Below are 13,307 nucleotides of genomic sequence, written 5' to 3' on the forward strand. Positions count from 1 at the left end.
TATTAAGGTACTCTTACAGTTTCACCTATCCAACATCCTACTCTATAAGAACTTCCTGATGCAACACCTTTTTGAAAAATTAATTTCTTAGAAGGTAAAGATGATCTATAGCTAGATACATATCTTCCTGCATTAGAACCTGGATCTACAGATTGTGCTTTTCTTGCCATTTTTAATGCTGCAGCATAAACCATTCTCTTTTCAAACTCATCGCTACCACAACTATTAGCGCTTTTAGCATATAAGTTTGCAATTAATAAATATGCTTTACCATAATTAGGGTTAAAAGTTAATGCTTCTAAAGCTAAAGCTCTTGCATTAGACTTTTGACCTGCAGAAGCAGCTTGTTGTGCGAAACTTAATTTTATTTTTGCTTTCTTAAAAGGGTCCGTTTCTAAGTCAAATGATTTTGCTCTCATTTGAGTAGCTCCTGCTTCATCTCCATTTTTAGATAAAACACCTGCTAAGAATTTATATGAATCTGCAGATGGTGCTGCTTCAGCATAAGCTCTAGCCATTTTTTCAAATAATGGATCTGACTGACATCCTTTGTTATATAATCTAGAAACAGATCTTCTTAACCAAGTTGCATCATTTTTGTTAGCATCAAAATCTCTACTTAATAATGGTATTAATCTTGGACATGTTGCAATTTCAGAAATAATATTATCCAAACCACCTTCTACTTGTCCTAAAGACTTAGAGTTTATTTTATATGCTCTTAAGTTTCTTAATCCTCTACTGTCTAAATTTGCTGAATCTTTTCTTGCTTTAGCAATTTTTTTAGAATAGTCATCTAATTTTTCACCTACAGATTCCATTACATCATCATAAGCATTAAATACTTTTTGAGGATCTGTATCTTTATATCTATCCGTTACACCTTGAAAATATTTATAGATGTTTTTAACACCCATATCTTTTGGTGAAATTTTATATGCTTTTTCTAAGATTGAAAAAATTTCATCTTCAGAACCTAAATTGTTCTCGGCTAAATAACTTGCATAATCACTATGGGCTTTTGCTGTTCCTTTGTTTGGAAAATTAACCAAACGCATTTCATATAGTTTTTTTACTAACGCTTGATCCTTTAAATTCTCAGCTACTTTTGTTCCATATTTATAAATATTTACAGATAATGTAGGACAACTAGTTAATAATCCGTCTAATTGTGTTTTAGCTTCGGTATATTTTTTTGTTGTTACATTCCCTTTAAAAAGGTTGTATTTAACATTACAGTCTTCCGCCTGTGCGTTAACACCAATTGCTGCTATAAGAAACAGCCCTGTTAATAAATGTGTAATTTTTTTCATCATCTTGTCCGTATTTTTTTGTTAATCTATTTGTCGTTTTTTGAACCAAATATCGTTCAAAGATAAACTTAATCTAAAATTAAAATAATTTTCTTGTATTAAATTATTGTCAGTTGTTCCTCTTTGCCCATACTCTAAACCTATATTAATATTAGAAGCTCGGTTACCCAACGGCAATCCTAATCCAACATTTATGCCAAAGTCTTTAATTGGTGTAAAATTATTTCCATTTCCACTTCCATCAACCAGTAAACCAGTATCTTCTATCCTTAATCCGGCGCGGTAAGTTATTCTGTTCCAGTAGCTAGAAATAGAATTAATTTTTGGCAAATAAAAACCACCAATTGCTAATTTATTAGATTCTCCATACATATAAGTACTTCCAATAGCAGAATTATTATCTAACGCATCCTGAAATTCATAATTAACACCTGCATACCATTTATCTCTTTTACCAAGACCAACTCCTAAATTAGTTTTTAGAGGAATATTAAATGTTGTTACTGTTGATGATGCTGAAAGCGTATCTCTTGGAATTTCGAAACCTGTTCCATCAAAAGAAAGTGAATATAAATAAGCTTGATTTTTTTCTGTTAAATTACTTTCTAGCTGCAATGAAACTCCTGCGTTTAATTGTAATTTATTAGATAACTCTTTTTGGTATTGCATACCTACTTTATATAAACCACCTCTAACTCTAGTGGTTTCCTCGTTTTTTGTTCCTAAAGCTAAGCCATCTCTTTGATTTAAAATATCATTATTAACCGTACCAAAAACAAAAGATGCTTCTGCTCCTAAAGACAATCCCTTCATTACTTCTATACCAAAAGCCCCATACAATCTACTTGTACCTCCAGTTCCTGTATAACGAGTAAACTCTGTTAAATTATCATCTGTGTCATATACTTGATTTAATAATGCATAACCAACAGAAGATTGTGGTTGTAACCCTGCAGAAAAACCTGCTTTATCTCCAATAGGAAAACCAAGAGCTATGTAACGTAAACTTGTTGAAGAACCAGACTGTTCTCCTGTGTTATCTTTTAAAGTTAAGTCAGTTATTAAACCTCCTATTCCATAAGTTGCAAAACGTAAATTAGCATTTGCAGCAGGATTGATAAAATTTAAATAATGATCTGTCTTAAAAGCAACACCAATACCTCCCATTGACGATTGTTCAACTGTGGTTGAACTAAATTCGTCACCTAAACCAAAATAAGAATAAGGTGATGAGTTGTTCCTTTGTGCTATTATTACTGAAGTTGATAATAGTATAAACGCAAATAATATTTTCTTAGTCATTCTTAGAATTGTAAATCAAAATTGTGTGTAATCCTTCCAAAACAAAATTTGGAGTCGCAAATATGCTACTTTTTAATTGTTTAGCCAAGAAATTTGTATCTCCTCCTGTTAAAACTACTGTTAAATCCTTAAATTGCTTTTTATACTGATTAATTACACCGTCTAACTCATTACAAACTCCATTAACAACTCCTGAATGGATTGAAGTATCTGTAGAATTACCTATAAAATCTTCTACTTCTTTATTTTTTAATAATGGTAGTTTTGATGTGAACGTATTTAGGGCTTTATAGCGCATTTGTATTCCTGGTGAAATTGCTCCTCCCAAATATTCATTTTCTTTTGTAACAAAATCAAACGTTATACAAGTTCCTGCATCTATAATTAAGACATTTTCTTCAGGAAATTGTTGAACAGCTGCAGAAACCAATGCAATTCTATCTACACCAAGGGTTTTAGGAGTTTTATAATTATTCTTAAAAGGAACCTTAGTTTTGTGATAAAGTTCTATAATTGGTAGAATATTCTTCAACTTATCCATCTTAAATTTTGATATTGTAGCTACAGCAGATATAATTCCTTTAGAAATAGTATACTTTTTTACTATTTTTTTTATTTCAGAAATAATTCTTTTTTTATCAAACACCACAAGATCCAACAGGCTATCATTTTGATAAACAGCTGCTTTAATTCTTGTATTACCAACATCTATAATTAAGTACATTCTTTTAATTTTAATATATTGTAAAAATACAACAGATTTTTTAACTTTTATTTGGTTAATAAGTAAAAAGCGTCTTATATTTGCATCCGCTAACGCAATGGTGCCTTAGCTCAGTTGGTAGAGCAAAGGACTGAAAATCCTTGTGTCCCTGGTTCGATTCCTGGAGGCACCACCATAAAAGCCCAAACTTATGTTTGGGCTTTTTTAATTTAGTAAAATTATAAATCAATTTATTTTTCAGGTAATAGATTCAGTTCTTCCATTGCTAATATTAGCACATTAACATAATCATTAACTGTTTCTTCTACTGATGTTGGGTCTACTATATTAATTGATCCTTTCCACACTAACTCTCTATCTTTTGTAGGACAAATACAATATAACGATGTTTCTGCATGATAAACCTTATACTTATCATAGTACTTTGGATCATTTATTATCTTTAAGTGATTGTTATAGTCTTCTTTAAATTTAACATCTAAATATTCTTTTCTTTCAAAATTATCATTGTAGACTACTCTATCTTCAACACCTTTTACTTTCGTAAAAAGTACAGCATCATAAAAATTTGACGTTAATATATTTTCAATAATTTTAATTTGATTTTCTGGCAAACTATCAAAAGTAAAATTTGGGTCTAGCACGTCTAAACTCATTACTGCCTCTATACCTCTAACTGTATATTCATCTTTTATTTTTTTTTCAAATTCTCTACGTGCTTGAATATTTGGTGTCATTCCAATAACCAAAACTTTTGTTACAGTAAGTGTATCAATATCCGGACTCTTCCAACTCTCAACCAAATCTGCAGTTGTACAGTTATTAAAAAGTATTGATATAAAAAATAGTAAAAATATCTTTATCGATGTTTTCATAAAACCCATTATTTAAAAGTGTTAACCCATCAAAGTTAATTAGTTTTTATTTTTTAAATCCTGATAAATATCAGCTTTTAAAGCTTTTTAATCTTTTACTTTTAATCAACAATAAATCTAATTAAAATGAAAAAAATATTAATACCTACAGATTTTTCTGACAACGCTTGGTTTGCTACTAAATATGCTCTAAATATTTTTTCTAGTGAAGAGTGTGAGTTCGTTTTGTTGCACTCAATAAAAATAGGTGTATCTATGATGTCTAACATCTCAAACAAACTAACTAGTGCTATGAGAGAAAACGCCATAAAAGACTTAAAACACTTACAAGAAAGAGCTGAAAAAGCAGATTCAAACCCTAAGCACACCTTCAAAATCTCTGAAAGTGGTCATGATTTAGAACAAGCAATAGAAATTGCCATAGAAAATCATCAAATAGATTTAGTCGTTATGGGAACCAAAGGAGCAAGTGGCTTAAAAGAAGTGCTTTTGGGTAGCAATACTATAAATGTTATAAACAAAATTAATAATTGCCCTGTTTTGGCTGTACCAATTATGGTAGATATTTTAATGCCAGAAGATATTGGCTTTCCTTCAGATTTTAATAGATTATATAAAAGTGAATTATTAAACCCTATTAAAGATATGGCTAAAATTAGTAATTCAATAGTTAGAATTATGCACATAAATACTGAAGGTGAATTAAGTGCAGGGCAACAGAAAAACTTGGACGCATTAACAATGTACTTATATAGAAGTAATGTTAAGACCAGCTATCATTTAATGTCAAATTATGCTGATAAAGCTAGAGAAATAGTTGATTTCATCTTTGACTTTGATATAGATATTTTAGCTATGATACGATATAAACATAGTTTTCTTGAAAAACTCTTACATGAACCTGTTATTAAAAAACTAGGGCATCATTTAGAAATTCCTTTTTTAATAATTCCTGAATAAAAGAATAAGAAAGTATAAAAAAAGAGGAAATTCGAATATTCATCAGGCTGAAAATAGCACTATTAACAACAAAAAATATATTTACTAAAATAAAGCTGTATCAAAAAAGCCCAAACTTATGTTTGGGCTTTTGAAGTATTAAATATATTTTACTAAATCTTCAAAATTATAAACTCTGACCTTCTATTTAATTGATGTTGAGCTTCAGTACAAGAAACGCCGTTACTACATTTATTAATTAACTGAGTTTCTCCAAACCCTTGAGCATTATTAATACGGTTAGCCGAAATTCCTTTTGAAATTATATAGTTTTTGGTAGCTTGTGCTCTATTGTTAGATAACTCTAAGTTATACTCATCTTTAGATCGAGAATCGGTATGAGACTCTATATTAATAACCATTTTTGGGTATTTAGTCATTAATACTACAATTTTATTTAACTCGTTAGCAGAATCATCACGTATAAAAAACTTATCTAAATCAAAATATATAATTCCTATTTTAATTTTTAAAAGCCCGTTATCTTCAACAATTAATTCATCTATCGTTTCAATATCTAAAGGAACAATTGTTTCTGAAGAAATACTTGAGGTTACAAATATCTTTTCATTAGGATTATATCCGTTCTTTTCAACTTTAATATAATGCTTTTTACTACATCCTAAGTCGAAGTTAAATGCATAATCTCCATTTATTCTACTTTGTGTTTGAGATAACTTTACATCTTTTTCATTATAAAGCGTTACTGTTGCATCTGGAATACGTTCTCCTGTTTTACTGTTAGATACGTAACCTTTTACAAATTGCTGACAATCTTCTACCTTAACTGGAGTTATTGCTTGGAATCTTTCAAAAGAATAGATATCATCATCTCCTTTACCTCCTTCTCTATTAGAACATACAAAACCAATATTTTCTTCTTCTTTAATAATAAAACTAAAATCGTCTAATTGACTATTTAATGGAGCTCCTAAATTTGTTGGTTTTTGAAATGTATTTGAAGTTAAAGCACTTTCAAAAACATCTAAACCTCCTAAACCAATATGGCCATCTGAAGCAAAGTACAACGAGTTATCAGTAATAAACGGAAACATTTCTCTACCAGAAGTATTTACTTTTGGTCCTAAGTTTTTAGGAGTAGAATACTCATCATCATTTAAAATATCTACAACAAATATATCTGTTGCTCCAATAGTTCCTGGCATATCAGAAACAAAGTATAGCTTTTTACCATCTTTACTAACTGTTGGATGACCAACTGAATAGTTTTCACTATTAAATGGTAATTCTTTTATATTCCTCCATTCTTTTCTGTTCTTGTTTGATAAAGTATCTACTGATAACTCTGCGCTATATAATTTTAAATGATTTACACCATCATCATCTCTACCTAATTCATCTATATAGTTATTTCTTGTAAAATATACTTTTTGATTGTCTGGCGAAAAAGCCAAAGTAGCTTCGTGATATTTTGTGTTTATAGTTTCAGAAAATTCTTCTATAAATTTTACATCAGTTTCAACTGCATTAATTCTACCTAAGTAGAAACTTAAGTAGGGTTGATTGTTCCAATTATATATTCTTTCATGATAATATGACGAGTCTAAAGCTGATGAATAGACTAATTTATTTTTATAATACATAGGTCCAAAATCTGAATTCTTTGTATTAATTGATAAATTTTGCAATCTAAACTGAGGTTTAATACTCAATACATTCTCTAAAACAACATCACTTTCTGAATGATCTACAATTCTTTTATCGTTTTGCTTAGCTCTTTTCGCAAAGATTTTCATCCATTTTTTTGCTGAATTATTTTCACCTATACCTTGTAAAGTGTGTGCGTATCTAAAAATATATTCCGCATCAACTTCATTTAAATAATCACTTATTAATATATCATACCATTTATTAGCTTTAGCCATATTGGTATTAAAATAATGAGCATCACCTGCTTTTTGGAGTAATTCTTTAGAATAATCTCCATTACTTAATTTAGATTCATACATTTTTGCTGCATCTAAATATTGCATTTTTTCAAAAACTCTATCTGCAGCCTTATAAGTTTCTTGCCCATAACTTAGGCTAAAAGAAATAAGAATAAAACTTAAAGTTATTATATTTTTCATATGATGTTTTTTTAAAAGAATCGAGGTGATTTTAATTTTCTTTCTTTAGATATAAGTTCGAAACGAAGCATAAATTCATGCGTTCCAGAATTTACTCTCTGCAACTCTGTTGTTGTATAATCATAAGAATAACCTAACAGTAATTTAGGAGAAACTTGTAAACCTATTAAACCACTTACAGAATCGTCCCATCTATAACTTGCACCTAATCTAAACTTTTCATTAAACATAAAGTTTGCCGATAAGTCTAAAATTAACGGAGCTCCCGAAACACTTTTTAGTAAAAATGCTGGTTTAAATTTAATGTTATCACTTATGTTTCTAACCAATCCACCGATAAAAAACATATGCAAACGTTCGGTTGCAACACCACCTTGAATATCATCATAATGTTGGTCCGCGAAAAAATTAGGAATAGAAAAACCTAAATAACTCTTTTCACTATAGTAATATAATCCTGCTCCTAAAGTTGGTAGTGTTCTATTTATATTTTCCTGAAAAAGAACATCTCCACTTGCTTGATGATTTCCTCTAGACCAATCAATATTTAACAATCTTAATCCACCTTTAAGTCCTAATGATAACCTATGAGTTTTAGAAGTCTTTATTGAATATGAAAGATTAGCATCAAAATAAGTTTCCTTTGATGGTCCTAGTTTATCCTGAACAATAGAAATACCTAAACCTAAATTTCTACCAATTGGCGAATCAAAAGTTAATGTTTGTGTTTCAGGAGCTCCTTCTAATCCTGCCCATTGAGATCTATGAATTGCTGTAATTGCAACATGACCTCTTGTACCTGCATAAGCAGAATTTACCGATAATGTGTTATACATATATTGAGTAAATTGAGGGTCTTGTTGCGCAAAAGTAGTACTACCTACCACTAACAAACAAACTCCTATTATCGTTTTCAAATTTAATTTCATATAAAATTTTATTTTGAAGAAAGCATTAACTGTCTTCTTTTAATTTATTTTTTTAATTACCTATTAATATATAACCATCCTGAATTTACTCTAGAACCATCACCCAAATCTAAAAGGTAATAATAAGTTCCTACAGGTAATTCTTTATCTTTTGCAACGGTTGCTCTTCCATTAGAAATACCTTCAAAATTGTTTTGATAGTTTTTAGCTTCAAACACTATATTACCCCATCTATTATAGATATATAATGTATTGTTTGGATAATTATGTAAACCTTGAATAACAAAGAAGTCTCCATCTCCATCTCCATTTGGAGATATTTCATTAAAGATTTCTAAATCGTTTTGAGTTTCTAACATTGTAATTGTTGGGTCATCTGGATTTGCATCATTATTAACATCAATGTCCGACGGATTGTTTGGATCATCAGAAATATCACTAACAATATTACCATTACTATCTTGTCCTTTAACCGTTGCAGTATTTTCAACCATACCTGCTTGGAGGTCTGCTATTGTTAAGCTGTATACTGCAGTAAATGTTGTGCTATCTGTTGCTCCTACTAATAAATTAATTGGGCCACCATTTACTGATACTAAATCATCAGTAATAGTAATTTCAAATAAGTTTACATTACCTGTATTAGTAACAGTAAATGAATAATGAATAGCATCTCCTTCATCAACAACATCATTATTATTAGCATCTACATATTCTGCTTCTTTTAATAAAGAAATTCTTGCAATTTCAAATTCTGTTACTGTTGGATCATCACCTGCTCCAGTATCATCTGCTGGATTTGCACTATCTGAAATATCTGTTACTGGTTGTCCCATGGCATCTGTACCACTAACAACTGCAGAATTAACAAGTCTACCGTTTTCAATATCGGTTTGTGTCATTGTATAATTAGCTATAACAATACCTGTTTCATTAGGCTGTAAAGTTGATGGTGCTACTGATAAGTTCGAGATACCAATAGTTGTGTCATCAATAGTTACATTATCTATAGTTACATTTCCTGTATTAGTTACCGTAAATGTATATGCAATTTCATCTCCTGCATCTGTTAAGTTATTTCCATTAGTATCTATAACTTGTGCTCCTTTTACTAAAGATAAATTTGGCATTTCTGCAATTGAGAATACAACTGTATCATCATCTGCAACGTCATTATCAAATGGATCATTACCTGTTGCTGTTGCTGTATTTGTTACATTTCCTGTATCAATATCACCTTGTGTTAAATTGTATGTTGCTGTAACATTACCAGTATCTGAAGGTGTTAACACGTCAACCACACCGACAACTCCTCCTAGTAAAGGATCGTTAATAACGATATCTGTAATTGTTACATTTCCATTATTTGTTACTACAAAGTTATATTGTAATTGATCTCCAAAATCAATATCTCCATTTCCATTTGTATCTAAATACACAAATGTTTTAGTAAGATTAATTTCTGGATTTTGCTGTAAGAATACTTCTGTATCATTATCTGGTTCTCCATCTCCATCAGAATCTACTAAAGGATCATTAGTAGGATCTCCATCTGCATTAGAATCAACACCACTTGTTGCGTAATCTCTATCATGAGACACATCTCTAACTTCATCACAATCTATTCCTACAGGATCTGCTACAATAAATGCAGTATTTAAAACATGTCCGTAGTCAATATCTGCCTGGGTAATTGTATAACTCTGTGTAGTTGTTAATGATTGACCTACAAGAATCTCTTCAAACTCTCCAACAAATCCACCTAATAAAGCATCAAATATTTCTGCATTTAATAAAGTAATATTACCTGTATTTACCGCTGTAAATTGGAAAGTAATAATATCTCCTGGAACTGGATTTGAAACATCTCCTGAAAAAGAAATATCTTCTTTATATAAAACAATATCTGGCATACAACCAAAGTCGATTATTGTTGGATCGTCTGGATTTCCATCTCCGTTAGAATCTACATTTGCATTATTATTTGGATCATCAGATATATCTGTTATTGGAGCTCCATTTGGCGCTTCACCAGAAACAGTTGCAGTGTTTTCAACCATTCCCGCATCAATATCAGATTGTAACAATGTATATGTTGCATTGTAAATCCAAATTTCATCTAAATCTAAAATTGAATCAGAATTGTCATCTCCAGAAACTGGCCCGGCAATAACACCTCCTAATAATGGATCATTTAAACTAACATCAGAAATAGTTGTATTTCCTGTGTTTGTTAAAGTGAATGTATAATCAATTGTGTCACCTGCTTGTAAACCATCACCTCCATCAACTAATACTCCTGTTTTATTTAAGTTCATACTTGCATCTTGAGGTATAAAAGTATTTGTTACATCATCACCTGCGCCAGTATCATCACCTGCATTTCCTGAATCCGAAGCATCCATTATGGTTGCGCCACTTGGATCTGTTCCACTTGTTTGCGCTTCGTTGGTTACAACTCCTGTATCAATATCTGCTTGTGTTAAACTGTATGTTGCTGTAAATTGTAAAACATCACCTGGGTTCGCATCAAATATAGCTGCATCTCCTCCTAAAGCTACTCCGCCACCTGTGTAAATTGGTGTTGGTGTAGTTCCCGTTCCTGAGAAGGTTGTCTCTGTTACAGTAATATCATTTACCGATGTGTTTCCTGTGTTCTCAACTGCATACGTATAGGTAATTGTATTCGTTGCTAAATCTAATGTTGAACTCTTTGTTAATGTTAATTCTGAACTTAATGGTAATAATGTTAATGTATCATCATCATCGTTTGGTCCATCATTCGCATTTCCTGAATCTGAATCATCACTTACTGAATTTCCGTTTGGATCTTCTCCTTCTGCTACAGCTTCGTTGATTACTTGTCCTGCATTTACATCTGTTTGTGTAATGGTATAACTTGCACTTAACGTCTGATTTGCCATTGGAGCTAAACTCGCAATAGTCCCTACTAACGTTGGTGTTAAGTTACTATCTGTTACATCTATACTTGTTACTGTTACATTTCCTGTGTTTGTTACTACAAACGTGTAGTTAATCTGATCTCCTGGACTTACAACGCCATCACCATTGGTGTCGGCATAAGAACTGGTCTTAACTAACTCTAATGCTGGTGTTGGTGCAATGGCTAAGTTGGTTGGATCATTTGTATCATCCGTATCAGCATCACTATTTCCTGGTTGACCTTCGTCATCATTTGGATTTGTACTATCTGAAACATCTGTTACTCCTGCTCCATTTGGATCAGTTCCACTTGCTGTTGCAGTGTTTTCTACATTTCCTGTATTTACATCTGCTTGAGTAATAGTATATACTGATGTGATTACTCCTGTTTCTGTTGGTTGTAACGTTGCTGGTATTACCACTGCATTGCTTAAGCCAATAGTTGCATCCGTTACTGTTACAGCTTCAATAGTAGTACTTCCTGTATTTTCTACTGTGAATGTATACGTTACTTGATCTCCCGCTCCTACAATTCCATCGCCATTCGTATCCGTTAAAGGACTTACGCCTTTTGTTAATGCGATACTACTTATGGTTGGTAATGGACTGTTGGTTGGATCATTATCTGCTCCGGTATCATCTGCTGCATTTCCTGAATCAGATTCATCTGTTACTGCTGCTCCGCTTGTATCTGTTCCACTTGCTAAAGCTTCATTACTGATATTTCCTGAATTGATATCAGTTTGCGTTATCATATAACTTGCTGTGAACGTAATTACATCTCCTGGAATCGCATCAAATGCATCTGTATCTCCATCTAAATCTGCGCCTCCCATACTATACGTTGGTGTTGGTACTGTTCCAGTTCCTGTAAACGTTGTTTCTGATACTGTTACATCATTTACCGTTACGTTTCCTGTGTTTTCTACAGTATAAACATAGTTGATGACATCATTGGTATCTAAGCCCATTGGTGCATTATCAACATATGTACTTGTTTTTATTAAGGTCAATTCTGGACTTGCTGGAATTGTTGTTGCTGTTGCATCATCGCCTGCTCCTGTATCGTCACCTGCATTTCCTGAATCCGAGTCGTCCATTATGGTTGCGCCACTTGGATCTGTTCCACTTGTTTGCGCTTCGTTGGTTACAACTCCTGCATCAATATCTGCTTGTGTTAAACTATATGTTGCTGTAAATTGTAAAACATCACCTGGATTCGCATCAAATATAGCTGCATCTCCTCCTAAAGCTAATCCGCCACCTGTGTAAATTGGTGTTGGTGTGGTTCCAGTTCCTGAGAAGGTTGTCTCTGTTACAGTAATATCATTTACTGATGTGTTTCCTGTGTTCTCAACTGCATACGTATAGGTAATTGTATTCGTTGCTAAATCTAATGTTGAACTCTTTATTAATGTTAACTCTGAACTTAATGGTAATGGTGTTACTGTATCATCATCATCGTTTGGTCCATCATTCGCATTTCCTGAATCTGAATCGTCACTTACTGAATTTCCATTTGGATCTTCTCCTTCTGCTAAGGCTTCGTTGATTACTTGTCCTGCATTTATATCTGTTTGTGTAATGGTATAACTTGCACTTAACGTCTGATTTGCCATTGGAGCTAAACTCGCAATAGTTCCTACTAACGCTGGTGTTAAATTACTATCCGTTACATCTATACTAGTTACGGTTACATTTCCTGTATTTGTTACTACAAATGTGTAGTTAATCTGATCTCCTGGACTTACAACGCCATCGCCATTGGTGTCGGCATAAGCACTAGTCTTAACCAATTCTAAAGATGGGTCGCAAACTATAATTTCAGCAGTTGTAGAATTCATACAACCAGTAGTTGCATCTACAAAAGTATATTCAATTGTATAAGTTCCAGCTGTTAAAACTGCTGGATCAAATATTGTATTTACTGTACCATTAACTGTAATAGCTGTTCCTGTTCCACCTGAAGTAAAAGCAGGAGTAACAATTCTTGTTAAATCTAAAGCTGGTTCTCCAACACAAACATAAATTGGTACCGTAATTACTGGTGTTGGTAAAGCATCAATTGTTAAATCCATAACATCGGATACTACTGTTGAACAACTGCCTATTCCTGTTACTGTTTTTGTTAA

At 32.0% G+C, this 13,307-nt stretch carries 8 protein-coding genes and 1 tRNA gene; 2 read left to right on the forward strand and 7 right to left on the reverse strand.

The genetic code is table 11. The annotated features are described in order from the left end of the window. Positions 1-2: 2 nt before the first annotated feature. The 3 genes from L1S33_RS10910 to L1S33_RS10920 are packed head-to-tail and all read right to left on the reverse strand — an operon-like array spanning position 3 to position 3,339. Complete coding sequence (locus L1S33_RS10910) at positions 3-1,316, reverse strand: tetratricopeptide repeat protein (RefSeq protein ID WP_240562351.1); 1,314 nt, start codon at positions 1,314-1,316, stop codon at positions 3-5. An 18-nt stretch (positions 1,317-1,334) separates the two neighbouring features. Continuing rightward, a complete protein-coding gene (locus L1S33_RS10915; protein ID WP_240562352.1) occupies positions 1,335-2,615 on the reverse strand; it encodes a hypothetical protein in 1,281 nt (426 codons plus the stop codon). Beyond that, entirely contained in the window at positions 2,608-3,339 is a 732-nt protein-coding gene (locus tag L1S33_RS10920; protein WP_240562353.1) for a type III pantothenate kinase, read from the reverse strand. Before L1S33_RS10920 ends, L1S33_RS10915 begins: the two co-directional genes overlap by 8 nt. Positions 3,340-3,438: 99 nt before the next feature. Between L1S33_RS10920 and L1S33_RS10925 the strand changes: the two genes are divergently transcribed. Further along, positions 3,439-3,514 (forward strand) — tRNA-Phe (locus tag L1S33_RS10925). 55 nt (positions 3,515-3,569) lie between these two features. Here the strand turns inward: L1S33_RS10925 and L1S33_RS10930 are convergent. Beyond that, on the reverse strand, positions 3,570-4,214 hold the full coding sequence (locus L1S33_RS10930) for a hypothetical protein (RefSeq protein WP_240562354.1): 645 nt from the start codon (positions 4,212-4,214) through the stop codon (positions 3,570-3,572). Between the two features lie 126 nt (positions 4,215-4,340). On the opposite strand from L1S33_RS10930, the gene L1S33_RS10935 reads away from it, so the two are divergent. Further along, on the forward strand, positions 4,341-5,174 hold the full coding sequence (locus L1S33_RS10935; protein ID WP_240562355.1) for a universal stress protein: 834 nt from the start codon (positions 4,341-4,343) through the stop codon (positions 5,172-5,174). Between the two features lie 152 nt (positions 5,175-5,326). On the opposite strand, the gene L1S33_RS10940 is transcribed toward L1S33_RS10935, so the two are convergent. Genes L1S33_RS10940 through L1S33_RS10950 form a run of 3 tightly spaced genes read right to left on the reverse strand, consistent with a single transcriptional unit; the run spans position 5,327 to position 13,253 of the window. Further along, a complete protein-coding gene (locus tag L1S33_RS10940; protein WP_240562356.1) occupies positions 5,327-7,303 on the reverse strand; it encodes an OmpA family protein in 1,977 nt (658 codons plus the stop codon). An 11-nt stretch (positions 7,304-7,314) separates the two neighbouring features. After that, entirely contained in the window at positions 7,315-8,232 is a 918-nt protein-coding gene (locus L1S33_RS10945; protein ID WP_240551557.1) for a PorP/SprF family type IX secretion system membrane protein, read from the reverse strand. Between the two features lie 56 nt (positions 8,233-8,288). Next, positions 8,289-13,253 carry a DUF7507 domain-containing protein gene (locus L1S33_RS10950; protein WP_240562357.1) on the reverse strand — a complete coding sequence of 1,655 codons (4,965 nt, stop codon included), beginning with the start codon at positions 13,251-13,253 and terminating at the stop codon, positions 8,289-8,291. Positions 13,254-13,307: the final 54 nt, after the last annotated feature.

This window comes from Tenacibaculum aquimarinum (genome assembly GCF_022478115.1).
In the GTDB taxonomy this organism is placed as follows: domain Bacteria; phylum Bacteroidota; class Bacteroidia; order Flavobacteriales; family Flavobacteriaceae; genus Polaribacter; species Polaribacter aquimarinum_A.

What these genes read in the sequence shown, in the direction of transcription:
- L1S33_RS10910 (WP_240562351.1), bottom strand. Translation starts at nt 1,316, where the DNA reads ATGATGAAAAAAATTACACATTTATTAACAGGGCTGTTTCTTATAGCA.
- L1S33_RS10915 (WP_240562352.1), bottom strand. Translation starts at nt 2,615, where the DNA reads ATGACTAAGAAAATATTATTTGCGTTTATACTATTATCAACTTCAGTA.
- L1S33_RS10920 (WP_240562353.1), bottom strand. Translation starts at nt 3,339, where the DNA reads ATGTACTTAATTATAGATGTTGGTAATACAAGAATTAAAGCAGCTGTT.
- L1S33_RS10930 (WP_240562354.1), bottom strand. Translation starts at nt 4,214, where the DNA reads ATGAAAACATCGATAAAGATATTTTTACTATTTTTTATATCAATACTT.
- L1S33_RS10935 (WP_240562355.1), top strand. Translation starts at nt 4,341, where the DNA reads ATGAAAAAAATATTAATACCTACAGATTTTTCTGACAACGCTTGGTTT.
- L1S33_RS10940 (WP_240562356.1), bottom strand. Translation starts at nt 7,303, where the DNA reads ATGAAAAATATAATAACTTTAAGTTTTATTCTTATTTCTTTTAGCCTA.
- L1S33_RS10945 (WP_240551557.1), bottom strand. Translation starts at nt 8,232, where the DNA reads ATGAAATTAAATTTGAAAACGATAATAGGAGTTTGTTTGTTAGTGGTA.
- L1S33_RS10950 (WP_240562357.1), bottom strand. Translation starts at nt 13,253, where the DNA reads ATGGATTTAACAATTGATGCTTTACCAACACCAGTAATTACGGTACCA.